The 20,915-nt window shown below is 63.1% G+C and carries 16 protein-coding genes; 8 read left to right on the forward strand and 8 right to left on the reverse strand.

Translation table 11 applies throughout. From position 1 onward, the window contains the following. Positions 1-25: 25 nt before the first annotated feature. The 6 genes from hda to panB are packed head-to-tail and all read left to right on the forward strand — an operon-like array spanning position 26 to position 5,208. On the forward strand, positions 26-820 hold the full coding sequence (gene hda / locus PQR67_RS24315; protein WP_408464873.1) for a DnaA regulatory inactivator Hda: 795 nt from the start codon (positions 26-28) through the stop codon (positions 818-820). Further along, the gene (locus PQR67_RS24320; RefSeq protein ID WP_279224133.1) at positions 813-1,499 is read left to right on the forward strand and encodes a histidinol-phosphatase; all 687 of its coding nucleotides are present in this window, start codon (positions 813-815) and stop codon (positions 1,497-1,499) included. Before hda ends, PQR67_RS24320 begins: the two co-directional genes overlap by 8 nt. Further along, positions 1,496-3,082 (forward strand): polynucleotide adenylyltransferase PcnB, encoded by a 1,587-nt coding sequence (pcnB, locus tag PQR67_RS24325; protein ID WP_408464875.1) that lies wholly within the window; start codon positions 1,496-1,498, stop codon positions 3,080-3,082. Before PQR67_RS24320 ends, pcnB begins: the two co-directional genes overlap by 4 nt. A 48-nt stretch (positions 3,083-3,130) precedes the next feature. Beyond that, positions 3,131-3,679, forward strand: coding sequence for a 2-amino-4-hydroxy-6-hydroxymethyldihydropteridine diphosphokinase (gene folK / locus PQR67_RS24330; protein WP_408464877.1), 549 nt, complete (start codon positions 3,131-3,133; stop codon positions 3,677-3,679). After that, entirely contained in the window at positions 3,676-4,356 is a 681-nt protein-coding gene (locus PQR67_RS24335) for a deoxynucleoside kinase (RefSeq protein ID WP_408434961.1), read from the forward strand. The genes folK and PQR67_RS24335 overlap by 4 nt, the downstream gene beginning before the upstream one ends. Positions 4,357-4,392: 36 nt before the next feature. Next, positions 4,393-5,208, forward strand: a complete 816-nt coding sequence (panB, locus tag PQR67_RS24340) for a 3-methyl-2-oxobutanoate hydroxymethyltransferase (RefSeq protein ID WP_408464880.1) — start codon at positions 4,393-4,395, stop codon at positions 5,206-5,208. Between the two features lie 348 nt (positions 5,209-5,556). On the opposite strand, the gene pabB is transcribed toward panB, so the two are convergent. The 7 genes from pabB to hrcA all read right to left on the reverse strand — a co-directional run bounded on the left by pabB (position 5,557) and on the right by hrcA (position 15,058). Continuing rightward, positions 5,557-7,446, reverse strand: a complete 1,890-nt coding sequence (gene pabB / locus PQR67_RS24345) for an aminodeoxychorismate synthase component I (RefSeq protein ID WP_408464882.1) — start codon at positions 7,444-7,446, stop codon at positions 5,557-5,559. Between the two features lie 24 nt (positions 7,447-7,470). Continuing rightward, positions 7,471-8,613, reverse strand: a complete 1,143-nt coding sequence (gene dnaJ / locus PQR67_RS24350; RefSeq protein WP_408464884.1) for a molecular chaperone DnaJ — start codon at positions 8,611-8,613, stop codon at positions 7,471-7,473. Positions 8,614-8,881: 268 nt separating this feature from the next. Continuing rightward, complete coding sequence (gene dnaK, locus PQR67_RS24355; protein WP_408464886.1) at positions 8,882-10,834, reverse strand: molecular chaperone DnaK; 1,953 nt, start codon at positions 10,832-10,834, stop codon at positions 8,882-8,884. A gap of 427 nt (positions 10,835-11,261) precedes the next feature. Beyond that, positions 11,262-11,843: a nucleotide exchange factor GrpE gene (grpE, locus tag PQR67_RS24360; protein WP_408464888.1), complete on the reverse strand. Its 582-nt coding sequence runs from the start codon at positions 11,841-11,843 to the stop codon at positions 11,262-11,264. Positions 11,844-12,366: 523 nt separating this feature from the next. Further along, a complete protein-coding gene (locus tag PQR67_RS24365) occupies positions 12,367-12,774 on the reverse strand; it encodes an RNA-binding S4 domain-containing protein (RefSeq protein WP_408464890.1) in 408 nt (135 codons plus the stop codon). An 8-nt stretch (positions 12,775-12,782) separates the two neighbouring features. Continuing rightward, positions 12,783-13,853, reverse strand: coding sequence for a ferrochelatase (hemH, locus tag PQR67_RS24370; protein WP_408464892.1), 1,071 nt, complete (start codon positions 13,851-13,853; stop codon positions 12,783-12,785). Between the two features lie 185 nt (positions 13,854-14,038). Further along, positions 14,039-15,058 carry a heat-inducible transcriptional repressor HrcA gene (gene hrcA, locus PQR67_RS24375; protein WP_097391357.1) on the reverse strand — a complete coding sequence of 340 codons (1,020 nt, stop codon included), beginning with the start codon at positions 15,056-15,058 and terminating at the stop codon, positions 14,039-14,041. Between the two features lie 354 nt (positions 15,059-15,412). Here hrcA and PQR67_RS24380 point away from each other — a divergent pair, with 354 nt between their 5' ends. Continuing rightward, the gene (locus tag PQR67_RS24380) at positions 15,413-16,315 is read left to right on the forward strand and encodes an NAD kinase (protein ID WP_408464894.1); all 903 of its coding nucleotides are present in this window, start codon (positions 15,413-15,415) and stop codon (positions 16,313-16,315) included. A gap of 128 nt (positions 16,316-16,443) precedes the next feature. Beyond that, a complete protein-coding gene (gene recN, locus PQR67_RS24385) occupies positions 16,444-18,111 on the forward strand; it encodes a DNA repair protein RecN (RefSeq protein ID WP_408464896.1) in 1,668 nt (555 codons plus the stop codon). Here recN and glnE read toward each other — a convergent pair. Beyond that, positions 18,108-20,912, reverse strand: a complete 2,805-nt coding sequence (glnE, locus tag PQR67_RS24390; protein ID WP_408464898.1) for a bifunctional [glutamate--ammonia ligase]-adenylyl-L-tyrosine phosphorylase/[glutamate--ammonia-ligase] adenylyltransferase — start codon at positions 20,910-20,912, stop codon at positions 18,108-18,110. The genes recN and glnE overlap by 4 nt on opposite strands. Positions 20,913-20,915 lie beyond the last annotated feature (3 nt).

Consider the following 20,915-nt stretch of genomic DNA (forward strand, 5'->3'; position numbering starts at 1 on the left):
GCCTCATTTTCGGCATTAACCTACTGTGCTTCGTCAACTGACGCTCGATCTCGGCACCCCGCCGCCATCGACATTCGACAATTTCTTCGCCGGCGCCAACGCCGAGCTGGTCACGCGGCTGCGCGAGCTCGACAACGCGCTCGCGGCCGGCCCAGTGGCCGATCGCACCTTCTATGTCTGGGGCGAAGCCGGCAGCGGCCGCACGCATCTGCTGCAGGCGCTGGTCCACGAAGCGCCGCCGGGTCATGCACGCTTTGCCGGCCCGCAGAGCAGCCTCGCCGCCTTCACGTTCGACCCGCGCGTCGCGCTGTATGCGATCGACGATTGCGACGGCCTGTCCGCGGCCCAGCAGATTGCCGTGTTCAACCTGTTCAACGAAGTGCGCGCGCATCCCACCAGCGCGCTGGTCGCCGCGGGCAATGCGGCGCCGATCGGCATGACGGTGCGCGAAGATCTGCGCACGCGCCTCGGCTGGGGCCTCGTATTTCACCTCGCGCCACTGCCGGACGAAGGCAAAGCCGCCGTGCTGAAACATGCGGCGCGTGAGCGCGGCATCATGCTCGCCGACGACGTTCCCGCCTACCTGCTCACGCATTTTCGTCGCGACATGCCGAGCCTGATGGCCTTGCTCGACGCGCTCGACCGCTTCTCGCTGGAACAGAAACGCGCGGTCACGCTGCCGCTTCTGCGCACCATGCTGGCCTCGCCGGAGGCCGACGACCGACGCACGGCGCCCGCCGCATCGGCGTCATCCACGTCGGCCGCCGCCTCATCCGCGTCCCCGGCCGCCGCTTCAAGTAAAATAGGCCCCCATGGCTAACCTTGCACTCTTCGACCTCGACCACACGCTCATTCCCACCGACAGCGACCACGAATGGGGCCGCTTCATGGTGAAACAAGGCATGGTCGACGCGGAAAACTTCGCCCGTGAAAACGACCGCTTTTTCGCCGACTACAAAGCCGGCAAGCTCGACATTCACGCTTATCTGATCGCCATGCTCACGCCGCTCTCGAAGTACACGCGCGCTCAGCTTGCCGATCTTCACGCGCAGTACATGCATGAAGTGATCACCCCGGCGATCTTCCCGGTCGCGCTGGAACTGGTCAGGGAGCACCGCGAAGCAGGCGATCTCTGCTGCGTGGTCACCGCCACCAACGAATTCATCACCCGCCCGATCGCGCAGGCGTTCGGCGTGGACGCGCTGATCGCCTGCGAGGCGGAAACCGTCGACGGCCAGCCGCATTCGCCGTACACCGGCCGCCCCACCGGCACGCCGAGTTACAAAGAAGGCAAGATCGTCCGTACCGAAGCGTGGCTGGCATCGCTCGGCAAGACCTGGAGCGACTTCGAGCACAGCTATTTCTATAGCGACTCGCACAACGACATCCCGCTGCTCGAGAAGGTCACCGATCCGATCGCGACCAATCCCGACGACACATTGCGCGCCCACGCGCAGGCCAAAGGCTGGCGCATCCTCGAACTCTTTCAACCCTCGTGATCAAAAAACTTATCCGCAAGCTATTCGGCCAGGACTCGGCGCCCGCTGACGACACCCCGCCCGCCCCAGCCGAGGCAGACGAAGCCGGCGAGTCGTCGGCACGCAATGCGTCCGGCGCCGGCAAAACGCGCCGCAAGCCGGCCCGCCAGCCTGCCGCCAAAGCCGTGCGTGATCCGGACGTGCCGGTCATCATTCCGCACGACGTGCATGGCATCGATCAATCGCTGATCTCGCGGAACGCGATTCGCGTCACCGAAGGCTTGCAGGAAGCGGGGCATCGCGCGTTTATCGTCGGCGGTGCGGTGCGCGATCTGCTGCTCGGCATCAAACCGAAAGACTTCGACGTCGCGACCGACGCCACGCCCGAACAGGTGCAGAAGCTGTTCCGCCGCGCGCGCATCATCGGCCGCCGGTTCCAGATCGTGCATGTGCAGTTCGGCCAGGAAATCATCGAAACCTCGACCTTCCGCGCGCTGGTCGACCCGCCCGCAGCAGACGCAGCGCCGCCGCGCCGCCTCAAGCGCGACGAACTCGACCGCCGTACGCACGCAGTGGACGCCAGCGGCCGCGTGCTGCGCGACAATGTCTGGGGCGAACAGCACGAAGACGCCACCCGCCGCGACTTCACCATCAACGCGATGTACTACGATCCGGCCACGCAAACCGTGCTGGATTATCACAACGGCATGGCCGACATGCGCGCGCGTCTGTTGCGCATGATCGGCGACCCGGCCACGCGCTATCGCGAAGACCCGGTGCGCATGCTGCGTGTGGTGCGCTTTGCCGCCAAGCTCGACTTCGAGATCGAAGACACGACCCGTGCGCCGATCGCCAAAATGGCCGATCTGATCAACAACGTGCCCGCCGCGCGTCTGTTCGACGAGATGCTCAAACTGATGCTGTCGGGCCACGCGCTCGCCTGTTTGAAACGTCTGCGCCAGGAAGGCCTGCATCACGGTCTGCTGCCGCTGCTCGACGTCGTGCTGGAGCAGCCGATCGGCGAGAAGTTCATCACGCTCGCCCTGTCCAACACGGACGCCCGCGTGCGCGCCGGCAAGCCGGTCTCGCCGGGCTTCCTGTTCGCCACGCTGCTGTGGCACGACGTCCAGACACGCTGGCAACAATTTGAAGCAAACGGTGAATATCCAGTGCCGGCCCTGCATCGCGCAATGGACGAAGTCCTCGACATGCAGACCGAGAAACTCGCGATCCACAAGCGCTTCTCGGCGGATATGCGCGAGATCTGGGGCCTGCAACTGCGCCTCGAAAAACGCTCGGGAAGAAGCGCGCTGAAGCTGCTGGAACACCAAAGATTTAGAGCGGGGTATGATTTCCTCCTGTTGCGCTGCGAATCGGGCGAACTCGAAGAGTCGGTCGGTGCGTGGTGGACGGAGTTCATAGAAGGAGACGTCGCTGCGCGTGAGACTTTGCTCACGCAAGGCGGGAAGGACCGGAGCCCCAGAAAACGACGGCGGCGCAGCAGTGGCGCCAGAACCCGCAACCCGGGCGAGGGAATGGAGGGCGGCACGCCAGCCGAACGCACAGCCACCGACGCGGGCCATGACGGCTCGCACGATGACTGACACGGCGTTCGCTGTTGCCGTCGAACGATAGTTGCAGGAAGTTATGCCATGACGGTTGCTTATCTTGGCCTCGGCGCGAATCTCGGGGACGCGCGCCAGACCCTGAAAGACGCGGTGGTGTGCCTGGCGCAACAGCACACCATCACCGTGCTCGCCAAGTCGAGCCTGTATCGCACCGCCCCGATCGACGCGGGCGGTGACGACTATTTCAACTGCGTCGTGAAGATCGATACGACGCTCCCCGTGCGGCATCTGCTTGCGCTGTGCCACAAGATCGAGCACCAGTTCGGCCGTGAGCGGCCGTTTCGCAACGCCCCGCGCACGCTGGATCTGGATATCCTGCTGTTCGGCGATCAATCGATCGACGAAGCCGATCTGATCGTGCCGCATCCACGTTTGGTCGAACGCGCCTTTGCACTCGTGCCGCTCGTCGAGATCGACCCAGCGCTGATCATCCCGCGCTACGGCCGTGCCGAGGCGCTGCTTCAAGGCGTGAGCGATCAACGCATCGAAAAGGTGAAGGGCCCCTGCCAGTGTCCAGTGCTCAACGCATTGGCTGCCGGCGCCCCTGCTGGCGACAAGGACCGTTGCGAATGAATTCGCCGCCACTCACTGTCACCGCACCGCAACTGCGGCCGCCTTTTGGCTATCTCGCGATCGAAGGACCGATCGGCGTCGGCAAGACTTCGCTCGCACGGCGGCTCGCACAACGCTGGTCGATGCAGGAGTTGTTCGAGCGGCCGCAGGACAATCCCTTTCTCGAACGCTTTTATCGCGACACCGCGCGTTATGCGCTCCCCGCGCAATTGCACTTCGCCTTGCAGCGCGCGCAGCAGGCGCAAGACGTCGTGGCCGCGCATGTGGCGGGCACACCGCTGATCGCCGATTTCATGACGCAGAAGAACGAGATCTTCGCGCGTCTGACATTGCAGGAAGACGAGTGGCAGCTTTATCGCGCCCTCGCTGCGCGACTCGACGTGAGCGCGCCCGCACCGGATTTCGTGGTCTACCTGCAAGCCAGTCCTGAAGTGCTGTTCGCACGCATCCAGAAACGGGCCGTGCCCATGGAACTGCAGATTTCCGATGCGTATCTGCACGCGCTCTGCGACGCCTACAACGAGTTTTTCTATCACTACGACCGCACGCCGGTACTCACGGTCAACGCTGAACATCTGAATCCGCTCGACTCGGACGCGGACCTTGCGCTACTCGCCGAACGCATCGAAACCATGCGTGGCCGCAAGGAATTCTTTGTCAAAGGCACGTCGCTTTAAGCGGCGCGCCCCTCCTTTCTTCAACGGATTTCCCCCATGACCTATTTGCAGGAAGCGAGCCGGAGCGCCATCACCGTGCCGAAACTGCAGGCGATGCGCGACGCCGGCGAAAAGATCGCCATGCTGACCTGTTACGACGCGAGCTTCGCCGCGCTGCTGGATCGCTCGGGTGTCGACGTGCTGCTGATCGGCGACTCGCTCGGCAACGTGCTGCAAGGCCAGACGACCACCCTGCCGGTGTCGCTCACCGACATCGCGTATCACACGGCGAGCGTCGCGCGGGCGCGGCCCTCGGCGCTCGTGGTCGCCGACCTGCCGTTCGGCACGTACGGTACCCCGGAAGGCGCCTTCAAAAGCTCGGTGGAACTCATGCGCGCCGGCGCGCAGATGGTGAAGCTCGAGGGCGGAGAGTGGCTCGCGGACACCGTGCGTTTCCTGGTCGAACGGTCGATTCCGGTGTGCGCGCACGTCGGCCTCACGCCGCAGTCCGTGCATGCGTTTGGCGGCTTCAAGGTGCAGGGCAAAACCGAGGCGGGCGCGAGCCAGTTGTTGCGCGACTCGCTCGCCGTGCAGAACGCGGGAGCTCAACTGATTGTCATGGAAGCGATCCCAACACTGCTCGCGAGCGAAGTCACGAAGCAATTGAGGATTCCGACGATCGGCATCGGTGCCGGCCTGGACTGCTCGGGGCAGGTACTGGTGCTGCACGACATGCTGGGGATTTTCCCCGGCAAGCGGCCGCGCTTCGTGAAGGATTTCATGCAGGGGCAGCCGAGCATCCAGGCTGCTGTGGAAGCGTATGTGCGTGCGGTGAAGGACGGCATCTTCCCGGGGCCGGAACACACGTTCTAGGCATCGGCCTGCTGGCGAAACAGGTAAATCAGGCGTATTCGCGCCTGTTTTGGGACCCGTCCGATATCACCTGGAAACGTGGTCGTCTATCTTCGTCTATTTTGTTTACGCGGCTCTGCCGCCACCCCAAGAGAGATGACCATGAGCCCCTTTTGCCTGATCGATGTAGCCGGAATCCGCAACCACGCCACCACAGCGCATGACGTGCATGAGCCCACATGGCATGCACACCTGTCCGGATGGATGGCCCGCTTGCTGCGCATTCGCCGTAGTTGAGTTGAGCTGAGGCCGCACGCGACACCCCTCGCCGGCAGCCGAGCGACTGGACTTAACCTGTCCTGGCCTACCTCAGCTCTGCACGTGCGCCGGTATCGCGCCCCGCAGTGCATTGCACACGAGAAGCGCCTCTGCAGTCTGCACATCGACTCGCGTCAACACACGTTCAGTCGCGCGAAGATCGATATCCTCCAGCAGCACGCTTCGCATGATCCCGGGCAGTACGCCTGACTCTAACGGCGGCGTCCACCACTGCCCCGCCAGCTTCACAAACACGTTCGAACGGCCGCCTTCGGTCAGCTCGCCGCGCTCGTTAAAGAACAGCGTGTCGAAAGCGCCCTGCGCTTCCGCTTCGCGCCAGCCGCGATCATATTCGGCGCGGCGCGTGGTTTTGTGCCGCAGCAGCGGATCATCGGCATGCGTCGCGGGGAATGCGTGATCCGGCCCGAGCAGCACGCCGACGCTCGAACCGGCCAGCGGCATCAGCACTGCCGAGGTTATTTGCACTGCGCCGTTTTTGCTCAACGCGAGCCGCATACGGTGCGGAATTTGCGTTGGCAACGCCGCACATTTCTCCGCGATTTGCCCGCGAATTTCGTTTTCATCGCCGAGTTTGAAACCCAGCGCCACGGCACTCGCCGAGAGTCGCGCGAGATGACGCGACACATGACGCGCGCCCGCTTCCCGCGTTGCGTACATCGTCTCGAAAAGCTCGAAACCCGGCTCGGCACCGGTCAGAAAGCTGGCCTTCAATTGGCACTCCGCATATTCGTCGGCGGCAACGCTATCGAGCACGATGCCCGCACCGACGCCCATCCTGCCTCGCAGCTCACCCGCCCGCGCGGCCGGGCTCAAGGTCAATGTGCGAATCGCGACGGAGAGGCAGAAGTCGCCGCAAGCGGTATCGCCTGCGGTGTCTGAAGGCGTATCGAGCCAGCCGATCGCGCCCGTGTAAAGACCACGCGGCGTACTTTCCAGCTCGTCGATCAATTGCATCGTGCGATGCTTCGGCGCACCGGTGATCGATCCGCATGGAAACAGTGCGCGCAGGATCCGCGCGAAAGACGTCCCGGCGCGCAGCGTCGAATGCACCGTCGACGTCATCTGCCAAACCGCCCCATGCGGCTCAACCGAAAACAGCGCCGGCACATTCACGGAGCCCGTCTGCGCCACGCGCGACAGATCGTTGCGCAACAGATCGACGATCATCACGTTCTCGGCGCGATTCTTCGGGTCATTTGCAAGGAACTCGGCGGCATGACGATCGCTCACGGGGTCGGCTGATCGCGGCGCCGTGCCCTTCATCGGCCGGGCGCGCAACATGGCGCCTTCTTTCTCGATGAACAACTCCGGCGAGCAGGACAAGACCCACTGGTCGTCCGGCAACGCAATCAGCGCACCGTACGGCACCGGCTGGCGCGCCCGCAGGCGCCGATAAAGCGCAGCCGGCGAGCCGAACACGTCGAAACCCAACCGGTACGTGTAGTTGACCTGATAAGAATCGCCCGCGCGCAGAGCGGCATGGACCGCATCGATCGCCTGGTTGAATTGCGTGGGATCGACGCTCGCGTGCACGTTCGCCGTGCCCGCCACAGACGCCTCGACCGCGCCGCCATCGCATTCCACGAGCCACGCATCGACGTCGTCGCGCGACAATTTCTCGCAACGCTCAAACAATAAAAAACGCAGCGTGGCATCGCCACGCTGCGTTTCTCTCATTGCCCTACGCGTTTGGCCGCCATCGAGAAGACACCGGCCAAACTCGTAGTCGGCAAGCACGACAGCATGCAAACCACGGTGTGTATCCGCAGCCACGGTCTCGCACACGGTTTCGAGTTGCGCGGCTTCCGCACAAACCCGTTCATGCATAAAACCCGTGTACAGACGACTCGAACGGCGCGCCGCCGTCGCGTCGCAATCGTCGAGCAACGCGAAAACCGCGTCGCGCTCATCTGCCGTCATGCTTGCCACCAAATCAAACCGCTATTAATCGAAGAAGCTCTTCACCCGATCGAACCAGCTCTTGCTCTGCGGGCTATGCCGCGCGCCGCCTTCCACGAGTGCCTTCTCGAATTGCTGAAGCAGATCGCGTTGCGACTCGGTGAGCTTGACCGGCGTTTCGACTTGCACGTGCACGTACAGATCGCCGGCAATGCTCGAACGCAGCCCCTTGATACCTTTGCCACGCAGACGGAAGGTCTTGCCCGACTGTGTGCCTTCCGGCACCGTGAAACTCGCGCGGCCCGCGAGGGTCGGCACTTCGATCTCGCCGCCGAGTGCTGCGGTGGTGAACGGAATCGGCATCTGGCAATGCAGGTCGTCGCCGTCGCGCTCGAACACCGAGTGTTGCTTGATGTGAATCTCGACGTAGAGATCGCCCGACGGACCGCCGTTGATACCCGGCTCACCGTTGCCGGCCGAGCGGATGCGCATGCCGTCGTCGATACCTGCCGGGATCTTCACTTCCAGCGTCTTGGTTTCCTTCACCTTGCCCGCGCCGTGGCAATGGCCGCACGGGTCAGGAATATAGGTGCCGGTGCCATGACACTTCGGGCAGGTCTGCTGGATGCTGAAGAAACCCTGCGACATCCGCACCTGACCCGAACCACTACAAGTCGGGCAGGTTTCCGGTTTGGTGCCGGGCTTTGCACCCGAACCGTGACAGATTTCACACGACACCCAACTCGGCACGCGAATCTGCGTGTCGTAGCCGTGCGCGGCCTGTTCCAGCGTGATTTCCATGCTGTAGCGCAGATCGGCGCCGCGATACACCTGCGGTCCCGCACGGCCGCCACCGCCGCGTGCGGCACCGCCGGCTGCCTGGCCGAAGATGTCGCCGAAAATATCGCCGAACGCATCGGCAAAACCGCCGAAGCCTTGCGCACCGGCTCCGCCCATGTTCGGGTCGACGCCCGCGTGGCCGTACTGATCGTACGCGGCACGCTTTTGCGAGTCCGACAGCATTTCATAGGCTTCCTTCACCTCCTTGAAATGCTCTTCCGCATCCTTGTTGCCCGGATTGCGGTCGGGGTGGTGCTTCATCGCAAGCTTGCGATAAGCCTTCTTGATTTCGTCGTCGCTCGCGTTCTTTGCGACGCCCAGAACCTCGTAGTAATCCCGTTTCGCCATATCGGTTCAACGCCACTCGCGCAATGGAACGCGGTGGCTCCTCTTGAATGCTGGAGTCTTGCGACTCGTCCGGCCGTTGCTTCGTGCCGCTTTCACGCGACGCAAAACAACGCCCTCCATAAAACAAATGTGCCCGGAGAGCCCCAAAAGGCTCACCAGGCGCGATAACCGCTTTGCAGGTTCATGCACCCGGACGGGAGCAAACCGTTTTGCAGCCAGGCCGCACACAGTGCTGTGTGCGGCTTTACGGTCAAATTGCGACCCGGCTTTAGTCTTTCTTCACTTCCTTGAAATCAGCGTCGACCACGTCGTCCTGCTGCTGGCTCGCGCCACCCGCCGACGCGCCCGCACCTGCCGCGCCGGCTGCCGCAGCTTCGGCACCTTGCGCAGCCTGCATGTCGGCGTACATCTTCTCGCCCATCTTCTGCGAGGCGGTCGCCACCACTTCGATCTTGGCTTCGATCGCGGCCTTGTCGCTCGAACCGCTCTTCAGCGTTTCTTCGAGGTCCTTCAGCGCGGTTTCGATCGCTTCCTTCTCGCCGGCGTCCAGCTTGTCGCCGTATTCGGTGAGCGCCTTCTTCGTGCTGTGGACCAGCGCGTCGCCCTGGTTGCGGGCATCGGCCAACTCACGCAGCTTGTGATCTTCTTCCGCGTTCGCTTCGGCGTCCTTCACCATCTTTTCGATTTCGGCTTCGGACAGACCCGAGTTCGCCTTGATCGTGATGCGGTTTTCCTTGCCGGTCGCCTTGTCTTTCGCGCCGACGTGCAGAATGCCGTTCGCGTCGATGTCGAAGCTCACTTCGATCTGCGGCGTGCCGCGCGGTGCCGGCGGAATGCCTTCGAGGTTGAACTCGCCCAGCAGCTTGTTGCCTGCCGCCATTTCGCGTTCGCCCTGGAACACCTTGATCGTCACGGCGCCCTGATTGTCGTCAGCCGTCGAGTAGACCTGTGCGTGCTTGGTCGGGATCGTGGTGTTCTTGTTGATCATCTTCGTCATCACGCCGCCGAGCGTTTCGATGCCGAGCGACAGCGGGGTCACGTCGAGCAGCAGAACGTCCGTGCGGTCGCCCGACAGAACCTGACCTTGAATCGCGGCGCCAACGGCCACGGCTTCGTCCGGGTTCACGTCGCGGCGCGGATCCTTGCCGAAGAATTCCTTAACCTTTTCCTGCACCTTCGGCATGCGGGTCATACCGCCGACCAGAATCACGTCGTCGATTTCGCCGACCTTCACGCCCGCGTCCTTGATCGCCGTGCGGCACGGTTCGATGGTGCGGTCGATCAGTTCTTCAACCAGCGCTTCCAGCTTGGCGCGCGTGATTTTCAGGTTCAAGTGCTTCGGACCCGACGCGTCGGCCGTGATGTACGGCAGGTTGATTTCAGTTTGCTGGCTCGACGACAGTTCGATCTTCGCCTTTTCAGCCGATTCCTTCAGGCGTTGCAGCGCGAGCACGTCTTTCGACAGATCGACGCCCTGTTCCTTCTTGAACTCGCCAATGATGTAATCGATGATGCGTTGGTCGAAGTCTTCACCGCCGAGGAACGTGTCGCCGTTCGTGGACAGCACTTCGAACTGCATTTCACCGTCGACGTCGGCGATTTCGATAATCGACACGTCGAACGTACCGCCGCCCAGGTCATACACGGCGATCTTGCGGTCACCCTTTTCGGCCTTGTCCAGACCAAATGCCAAAGCGGCAGCGGTCGGCTCGTTGATGATCCGCTTCACTTCCAGACCGGCGATGCGGCCTGCGTCTTTGGTTGCCTGACGCTGGCTGTCGTTGAAGTACGCGGGAACCGTGATCACTGCTTCGGTGACCGGCTCGCCGAGATAGTCTTCAGCGGTTTTCTTCATCTTGCGCAGCGTTTCCGCCGAGATTTGCGGTGGCGCGAGCTTCTGATCGCGCACTTCGATCCATGCGTCGCCGTTGTCGGCCTTCATGATCTTGTACGGCATCAGACCGATGTCTTTCTGCACTTCTTTTTCTTCGAAGCGGCGGCCGATCAGGCGCTTGACCGCGTACAACGTGTTCTTCGGGTTCGTGACCGACTGACGCTTCGCCGGTGCGCCGACCAGAATTTCGCCGTCTTCCATATAAGCGATGATCGACGGCGTGGTGCGCGCACCTTCCGAGTTCTCGATCACTTTGACCGAATTGCCTTCCATGATCGCCACGCACGAGTTGGTCGTGCCGAGGTCGATGCCAATGATTTTGCCCATTTTTACTAATCTCCTGACTTTGATCGCTGCGGGAATCGCCGTTTTTGCCCATCTGGCGGTACGGCGATCCGCTCTGAATTCCTACCTGCACTCAACATAAGTGCGTCCGCATCGTTTTCAAGACCTCTTTTACGATGCGGTCTTTAATTTTTTTCAATCAGCCGAACTTTTGCCGCTTTTTTCACCACCTGCCGTGCTCCCGACCGCATTGGCCGCCAATTCCTTCCCGCGCGGCAGCAAACGCCGCATCGAGTGGCCCGCGGCCGCGCCAGTCAGTTGCCTGGTTGAGCCGCTTGCCTCGGTAAAAGAAGAGCCAGGTGGGCGTGCCGTGGAGCATGAACGCAGTGGCATCGACCGGAACGTTCGCCATGACAGCGCCTGTCAGGCGGGACGGCCGATAAACAGCGTGTGCTACAGCGTGTGGCGCTTACTTCGGCGCCGCGACAGTCACGAGGGCCGGACGCAGCACGCGGTCGGCGATCACGAAGCCTTTTTGCAGCACAGCAACGACGGTGTTCGGCTCCTGATCGGCCGGCACCATTGAAATGGCCTGGTGACGGTGCGGGTCGAACTTCTCGCCAACCGGGTTCAAAGCGACGACACGGCCCTTCTCCAGCGCGCCCGAAAGCTGGCGCAGCGTGAGTTCAACGCCTTCACGGACCTTTTGCAGGTCGTCGGACGAGTGGGCAACCGCTGCTTCGAGGCTGTCAACCACCGGCAGCAAGTGCTCAGCGAAGCTTTCGATCGCGAATTTGTGGGCCTTGGCGACATCTTCCTGGGCGCGGCGGCGCACGTTCTCCGTCTCGGCCTTGGCGCGCAGGAAGCTTTCCTGCAACTCGGTGATCTTGGCCTCTGCTTCGGCCAATGCAGCTTCCGCGCCGGTTACCGGTGCGTCAGAAGGGGCGTTTGCAGCCGCATCCTGCAACGCCGCGGCCTCGGCGGCCTGGCGCGCGGTTTCGTCGGCGGGCGTGGGATTCTGGCTCGTCGGGTTCTCTTGCGTGTTTTCCATGTCGCTGAAAGTCGTCAAAAAAGTTAAAGCTGAGAGTGGCGGCAACGCTTCAAAGCCAGCCCAATTTGTGCGTTGCAAAATTGCGACAGACAACTTGGTGCATAACCTGGTGCGTTAACGCATTTCGAAACGGCAGATGGGGCCGGAAAGACCCAATTCAAGCGCCTCTGCCGGAACTTTTCGCACCAGGGACGGGCGGCCGAAATGCTCCGTTACAACCATTATTGCGTCGCAATCAGATTGAGATTGAGTGCGCCCGACAAGTGGCCTATGCTCCAATAAAGCGTCGGAAAAGACACGTTAACCCTAATCTAACGTAATCCTTACCGGCATTTTTCAATTCCACCTGATTCGCCTGTTTCCGTCCTGAATCTTCCCAAGGGGAGTACCGTGAAACTGACCTTTGCAATATCGGTGGTCGCATTGGTACTGATCGCGGGCACCACGACCATCTGCATGTCCGGGGCCGTCAACGATCACACTACCGAGTACGGTGGTGTGCACGCGACGATGGAACAGTTGTTCAATCCCCACCTGAAAGTTTGTCGATAGTGCGCCGGTCGCGCTTGGTCGGCCTGCCGTGTAACGCGGCGGCCGGTTCGCGGTACGTCCTGCGCCGCTCCTGCTCGACCTGGCGCTTCACCCTGCTCTCTTCGGTCTCCGCATAAAGCGTCTGCGCGACGCTGGCCGGGCCACGCACGTCGCACACGCCCAGCACTTCCACCTGCCAGACAATCCGCTCGATCTCGATCTCGACCAGGTCGCCGACGCGCACGTCTTTGGCCGGCTTGACGCTGGCACCGCCAATGCGCACGTGCCCTTTGTCGACGGCATCCGCCGCGAGCGAGCGGGTCTTGAAAAAGCGCGCCGCCCACAGCCATTTGTCGATGCGCAGTTTCGCGCCCGGTTCAGTTGAAATCCTGTAATTCATGAGCCTGTTCAAGCCCCGGTCGTGTGCGGAACGGGCACTGCCTGTACGGGCCAGCCCTGCAGATTCTGAGCAACGATTTCGCCTAGTGCCGCGATCCACGATTGCGAGGCGTTGACGCAGGGAATCCGATGAAATTCCTTGCCGCCCGCATGCAGGAACTCGTCGCGCACTTCCATGCCAATTTCTTCAATCGTTTCAAGGCAATCGGCGGTGAAGCCCGGACAGAACACGTCGGCACGCCGCACACCCGCCGAGCCCAATTCCTTCAGGGTGGGCGCGGTGTACGGCTGCAGCCATTCGGCCTTGCCGAAGCGCGACTGAAACGTAATGCGGCATTCCACCTGCGTCAGCCCCAGCGCCTGCGTCAACAAGGCGCCGGTCTGCTGGCATTGCTCGTGGTACGGATCGCCGAGATCCATGGTGCGCTTGGGCACGCCGTGAAAACTCAGCACCAGCTTGTCTCCTGCCGCGAAATCCGGCCGGCCATGCTGGTGCCAGTAGTGATGCACCTGAGCAACGAGCGCGGCGATATACGCCGGATGATCCGCGTATTGCCGCACCGTGCGGATTTCCGGCTGATTGCGCATGCGCTTGAGCGCTGAAAAGGCGTCGTCGAAAGCTGTGGCGGTGGTCGACGACGAGTATTGCGGGTACATGGGCACGAGCAAGACGCGCTCGGCGCCGGCCAGCTTCAACTGGTTCAGCATGGCCGGAATGCCGGGCGTGCCGTAGCGCATGGCGTAGTCGACCAGCACCGTGTAGTCGTTCAATTGCAACAGATGGCGCAGACTCTCCACCTGTTTCTCCGTGAAGACACGCAGCGGCGAGCCTTCCGGCATCCACACGGCCGCGTACTTTTTCGCCGAGGCACGGCTGCGGAACGGCAAAATCAACAAGCGCAAGATCACTTGCCAGAGCAGCGCTGGAATTTCGACCACGCGAGGATCGGACAGGAACTGCGTGAGATAGCGACGGACCGCACGCGGCGTCGGCGCGTCAGGCGTGCCGAGATTGATCAGCAGCACGGCGACACGGTGTGACGTGGCGTTCTGTGAAGGCCGCTCGAGGTCGAAGCGCATAGGCAACAGGGATAACCGCTGTGGGCGGCGAGTCGGTTCAAGTGGAATTCATTATAGCGGCGCGGTCCATTGCGAGGTCCGCCAGGGACCCCTGGCCATTCGGCCAATTGGCAAACCACGCGCCGTCGCGCATCATTTGCAGCACGAGATGCCGCAGCCAGCCCAAACCGGATAGTTAGCTCGGGCTACTGCTGGCTGAGCGTGAGGGAAAGCAGCCGCGCGGTGATGTCGACAATCGGAATCACGCGGTTATAGGCCATGCGGGTTGGCCCGATCACGCCGAGCGTGCCGACGATCTTGCCGTTCACCTCATATGGCGCGGTCACCACGCTCATTTCCTCGATCGGCACCAGATTCGATTCGCCGCCGATGAAAATCTGCACGCCCGCGGCATGACTCGACACGTCGAGCAACTGAAGGAGACTCGTTTTTTGGTCGAATACATCGAACAGCTTGCGCAAGCGCGCCATGTCCGACGAAAGGTCGGCTACTTCGAGCAGGTTGCGCTCGCCGGAAATCAGCACCGTCTCGCCGGTATCGGATTCGTCCGTGCTGGCTGTGACCGCGGCGTGCATCAGCGTGGTCATGTCGCCACGCAGTTCGTCGATTTCTTCGCGCAGACGGCGGCGCACGTCGTCGAAGGAGAGGCCCGCGAAGTGCGCGTTGATGTAATTGGAGGCTTCCACCAGCTGCGACGGCGAAAAGTCGCGCTGGGTCGCCATGATGCGGTTCTGCACGTCGCCCTCGGGCGTCACGATGATCAGCAGGATGCGCTTGTCCGACAGGCGCATGAACTCGATCTGCTTGAACACGTGGCTGCGGCGCGGCGTAAGCACCACACCGGCGAACTGCGACAGATTGGACAGCACGCTAGCCGCCGCGGCGACGACTTTCTGCGGTTCGCCCGCTTGCAGCGTGGTCTTGACGATGCGCATCACCGCTTCTTCGTCCGCGGCGGATTCCAGCGTCAGCATGGTATCGACGAACAACCGGTAGCCGCGCGGCGTCGGAATCCGGCCCGCCGAAGTATGCGGACTGATCACGAGCCCCAGGTCCTCGAGGTCGGACATCACGTTGCGGATCGTGGCCGGGCTCAGTTCGAGACCGGAATAGCGTGACAACGTGCGCGAGCCGACCGGCTGACCTTCGGCGATGTAGCGCTCGATCAGCGTTTTGAGGAGGGTTTGTGCGCGGGGATCTAGCATGACGGAAAATTTTAGCTCAATGACGCGACTACAGCGAGCGCTAACAGCGCCAACCCCTGACTATCGCGCCGCCGGTTGGCGGGACGGCGCCTGGTATTCCGTGCCGCGCCTTGACTGGTGGCGTGTCCAGCATCAGTGTCAGCGCGTCGCCGAAGCTCGGGCCCGGCGCCCCGCCAGCCACCATTGCGGCAAGTCCGCCGGTGGCAGGCCGCGGCACAACAACCGGCACCCGTGTCATCAAGGCTTCACCATTCTAGCGATAATCGCTCAATGCTCTGGCAGCCCGCTTGAACAGGCCCGCTACCGGGTCTGTCTGCGGTTCTTTTCAGGCCCTACCTATGGTGTAATGCCGGCATGCAAGTGACTAGCCAGTTCAAGACCGTCGCGCTCGTCGGGCGCAACAATACGCCGGGCATTGGCGAGCCGCTGACCGCGCTCGCCTCGTGTATCGCGAAACGCGGTTTCGAGGTCGTTTTCGAAGCCGACACCGCCGCCGAAATCGGCGTCGCCGACTATCCGGCGCTGCGTCCCGCCGAGATCGGCGCGCGTGCCGACGTTGCCGTGGTGCTGGGCGGCGACGGCACCATGCTGGGCATTGGCCGCCAGCTTGCGCCCTACCGCACACCGCTGATCGGCATCAACCACGGGCGGCTCGGCTTTATCACCGACATTCCGATCTCCGACATGCGCGAGATCGTGCCGCAAATGCTCTCCGGCAACTTCGAGCGCGAAGAACGCATGCTGCTCGAAGCGCGCATCATGCGCGACGGCGCGCCGATCTATCACGCACTTGCCTTCAACGACGTGGTGGTCAACCGTAGCGGTTTCTCGGGCATGGCGGAACTGCATGTCTCGGTGGACGGCCGTTTCATGTACAACCAGCGCTCGGACGGCCTGATCGTCGCCACGCCTACGGGCTCGACCGCCTACGCGCTGTCCTCGCAGGGGCCGATCCTGCACCCGCAATTACAAGGCATCGTGCTGGTGCCGATCGCGCCGCATGCGCTGTCGAATCGACCAATCGTGCTACCGGACGACTCTAAGGTGAGCATTCAGATTGTCTCGGGACGCGAAGTGAACGTCAATTTCGACATGCAGTCGTTCACCTCGCTGGAGTTGGGCGACACGATCGAAGTGCGCCGCTCGCGTCATACCGTGCCGATGCTGCACCCGGTCGGCTACAGCCATTTCGCGACGCTGCGCAAGAAGCTGCACTGGAACGAATACCCGTCGCACGAAGAAGATCCCAAGCCCTGAGCGGCCAGGCCGCCGGAACACCGGACCGCCGGCCGCCGGAATGCCAACCGCCAGAAGGCAGCGCCGGCCGCCGGACCGCGAACACCACGCTGCCGAACCCTGAACATCAAGCTCACCAGACGACCTCCATGCTTCGCCACCTCTCGATACGCGACTTCGTCATTGTCGCCGCGCTCGATCTCGAATTCGACAGCGGCTTTACCGTTTTCTCGGGCGAAACAGGCGCCGGCAAGTCGATCCTGATCGACGCGCTGGCCCTTGCGCTCGGCGCTCGCGCCGATGCGAGCGTGGTGCGCACCGGCGAGAGCCGCGCCGACATCACCGCGGAATTCGACACGCATGCGCAACTCGAGCAATGGCTCGACGAGCTGGCGCTCGGCGCGACTGCCGACGACGGTCATCACAGCACCGTGATGCTGCGCCGCGTGGTGGATGCGAACGGCCGCTCGCGGGCGTTCATCAACGGCACGGCGGCGACGCTCGCGCAGTTGCGCGAAGTCGGCGAGATGCTGGTGGATATTCACGGCCAGCATGCACACCAGTTGCTGATGCGCCCGGACGCCCAACGCGAACTGTTCGACACCCATGCCGGCCTCACGGAAACCGCGGCGACCGTCACGCGTGCATGGCGGTCGTGGCGCGAGAAGGTTCAGGCTGTCGAACATGCGCAAACGCGCGACCGCGAACTGCAACTGGAACGCGAACGGCTTGCCTGGCAGCTCGCCGAACTGGACAAACTTTCGCCGCAGCCGGGCGAATGGGAAGAGGTCAACACCGAGCACCGGCGCCTGTCGCATTCAGCCAATCTGATCGACGGCGTTCAAGGAGCGCTCACCGCACTGTCCGAATCGGACGAAGCGATGATCACGCACCTCGCCTCGATCGTGTCGAAGGTGCGTGACCTGGCCGAGATCGACCCGGCGCTGAACGACGTGCTGGCGGCGCTGGAACCGGCCGAGATCCAGTTGCAGGAAGCGGCCTATTCGCTCAGTCACTACGCGCAGAAGCTCGAACTGGATCCCGACCGGCTCGCCCAGGTCGAAAAGCGTCTGGACGCGCTGCACTCGGCGGCACGCAAATTCCGCCTGCAGCCCGAAACGCTGCCGCAAGAGCATGAAGCGCGTCGAGCGCAACTCGCCGCGCTCGACGCTGCAGCCGATCTCGACAGTCTGCATGCGTCCGAAGCCAAGGCGAAAGAAGCCTTCCTCACCGAAGCGAAGAAACTGTCGAAGGCCCGCGCCAAGGCCGGCAAAGCCCTGGGCACCGCCGTGACTACCGGCATGCACGAACTGTCGATGAAAGGCGGCAGCTTCGAAGTGGCGCTGGTGCAACTGCCTGAAGGCGGCGCGCATGGGCTCGAACAGATCGAATTCCGCGTCGCCGGTCATGCCGGCGTGCCGCTGCGGCCGCTCGCGAAGGTAGCCTCTGGTGGCGAACTGGCCCGGATCAGTCTCGCATTGGCGGTCATTGCGAGCGCCGCGAGCCCGACACCAACTCTGATCTTCGACGAAGTGGATACGGGCATCGGCGGCGGCGTCGCCGAGGTGGTTGGACGGCTGCTGCATCAACTGGGACAGGCGCGTCAGGTGCTGTGCGTCACGCACCTGCCGCAAGTCGCCGCGCGTGGCGACCATCACTTCCAGGTGACGAAGGCCGGCAACGGCAAGGGCGGCACGGTTAGCAGCGTGACCTCGCTTGACCGCGCGAGCCGCGTCGAAGAAGTCGCGCGGATGCTCGGCGGACTGGAGATCACCGCCACGACACGCAAGCACGCGAAGGAAATGCTGGCGGCCTAGGAACTCGGGCTGGAAAACACCCGCTTCCAAAGCCCCAGCACCACCTCTCGCTCCGTCACCACCAGCGCGGGATCGACCCGCGCCTTCTCCATCCCATCCAGTCGCAGCTTGTGCTGCAACTTCCGGTAAGTCCGATAAGCCGCGCCGACCGTCTCCGCTTCCGCCTCGCTCATCAAGCCAAAGCGCGACACTTCGCGCAGCAACGCGATGTTGCCGGTATTGCGGATCAGTTCGGGATCGCGCGCCGCGTGCAGCAGCACCCAATACTGCACGGTGAATTCGATATCGACCATGCCGCCACGATCGTGCTTCAGGTCGAATAGCGTCGTGTGGTTCGGATGCCCGGCCTCGACGCGCTCGCGCATCTCGACGATTTCCTTCGCGAGCGGTCCGGCCTCGCGCGGCGTGGTCAGCACCTGTTCGCGGATCTGCTCGAATTTCGCGCCGATTTCGGCGTCGCCCGCGCAGTAGCGCGCGCGGGTCAAGGCCTGATGCTCCCACACCCATGCGGTGTTCGCGGCATCGCCTTCGCGCAGTTGATAACGGCGGAATGCGTCCAGATCGGTAACGAGCAGACCCGATTCGCCGTTCGGCCGCAACCGCAAGTCGACATCGAACAAGGTGCCCGCGCCGGTCGCCGTCGTCAGCCAGGTGATGAGGCGGCGGGTGTAGGTGGCGTAGACGTCGGCGGCGGCATCGTCCGGATCGTCGTAGAGGAAGATGACGTCGAGGTCTGACGCGTAACCCAATTCCTTGCCGCCCAGCTTGCCGTAGGCAATCACGGCGAACTTCGGCGCCTCGCGGTGGCGTTTGGCCAATTGCTTCCAGACTGCTTCGAGCGTGACGTCGAGCACGGCGTCGGCGAGTTCGGACAGGCGATCGCTTACATGCTCGACGCTCAGCCTGCCGGCCAGATCGATCAACAGGATGCGAAACACCTCGGCCTGGTGCGCGTGGCGCAGCAGGTCCATCTGTTGCTCGACGCCATCCGCCGCGGCCAGACGCAAGCGCAGCGTGCGCTTGAACTCCGGCCAGTCGAACGGACTGTCCATGGCCTCATCGTCGAGAAGTTCGTCGAGCAATTGCGGATGGCGAATCAGATAGCCGGCGGCCCAGCGCGAGCCACCCAGCACCGACAGCACCCGATGCAGCGCCTGCGGATACTCGGTCAGCAGCGCGAGGTACGCGCCGCGCCGGCTCACGGCTTCGAGCAGGTCGAACAGACGCGCGACCGTATCGCCACGCCGCTCGGGCGGCTCCAGCGTACGCGCGGCTTCCAGCGCGCGCAGAGCGACGATATCGAAGCGTTGCCGGCTACGCTCGGCGAGCCCCGCGTAACGCGACGACTGCCACACTGCGCGCAAACGCGCCAGCAGCTCGTCCGGCTCGGGCACGCCGAGTTCGATCAGACGCGCACGCAGCGCTTCGTCAGCACTGTCGTCGGCGAGCGCGCTGCTCCATACCCACGCCGCCGCGCCGTCTTCCGGCGCGCCGCAACCGTCGCGGCCACTCACCTTGTCGGCGAAAATCTGGTCGAACTGCTGTTCGACGAATTCGCGGTGCGCGTCGAGCTTGAGCATCAGCGCGGCATAGTCGTCGCAACCCATGGCGCGCGCGAGCGCCGCACGCTCCTCGGGATCGACCGGCATCGCATGAGTTTGTGCGTCGTTGCGATATTGCAGGCGGTGTTCGAGCTCGCGCAGAAAGCGGTACGCCTGTGAAAGCTTCACGCAGACCGAGGTATCGATCAGCCCGTGGGTCGCCGCGTGCCGCAACACGGCGAGCGTCGGACGCACTCTGAAGCCGGCATCCTGGCCGCCCCGGATCAGCTGAAACACCTGCGCGCTGAATTCGATTTCGCGGATGCCGCCGCGCCCCAGCTTGATGTCGTCAGCCTTGTCAGGCCGCATCGAGGCGCGCCGCTGCGCTTCCTGGCGAATCTGCAAATGCAACGCGCGAATCGCGCTGATCACACCGAAGTCGAGATAGCGCCGGTAGACAAACGGCGTGACGATCGCGTCGAGCTGCTTTTGCAGCCGCACTGCCGCTTCGCTCGCCCCTTCGGACACGAGCCGGCCCTTGATCCACGCGTAACGCTCCCACTCCCGGCCTTGCACGTAGAAATACTCTTCGAGCATGCCGAGGCTGCATACGAGCGGCCCCGAATCGCCGTTCGGCCGCAAGCGCATATCGACCCGGAAGACGTAACCGTCGGCGGTCACCTCGGCCAATGCGCCGATCAGGCGCTTACCCAGCCGTGTAAAAAAGTCCTGCGTCGCGATCGGCGAACGCTGAGCGCCCGCGGTCTCACCGTCTTCTTCATAGACGAAGATCAGGTCGATATCCGACGACACGTTCAACTCACGCCCGCCGAGCTTGCCCATCCCGACCACGCCGAGCGCGAGCCGCTCGCCCTGTGGTCCACGCGGTTCGCCGTAAAGCGCTTCGAGCTCGGCGGACACGACCGCCAAGGCACGCTGGATCGTCGTTTCCGCCAGATCGGTCATCGCGCCGGTGACTTCCGCGACATCCGCCTCGCCCGCCAGGTCGCGCTCCATCACGGCGCAAAATACTTCGGTACGCAACTGGCGCAAAGCCCGTTTGAGTGCATCCTCGCTCAATGGGCCGCCGCCCGTGCCGGCCGCCTCGGCACACAGCGCGTCAAAGCGCGTGTCGATCCGTTCGCGTGTGAGAGGCGCGGACGCGAGCGCCGCTACATGCGCCACAATTTGCGGACGGGCCGCCGCGGCGCGCGCCGCGTAATGTGAATAGCTGGAACTCAGGAGAGTGGCGTCGGTCATCAA

The sequence above is a fragment of the Paraburkholderia fungorum genome, assembly GCF_046026025.1.
Lineage (GTDB): Bacteria > Pseudomonadota > Gammaproteobacteria > Burkholderiales > Burkholderiaceae > Paraburkholderia > Paraburkholderia fungorum_E.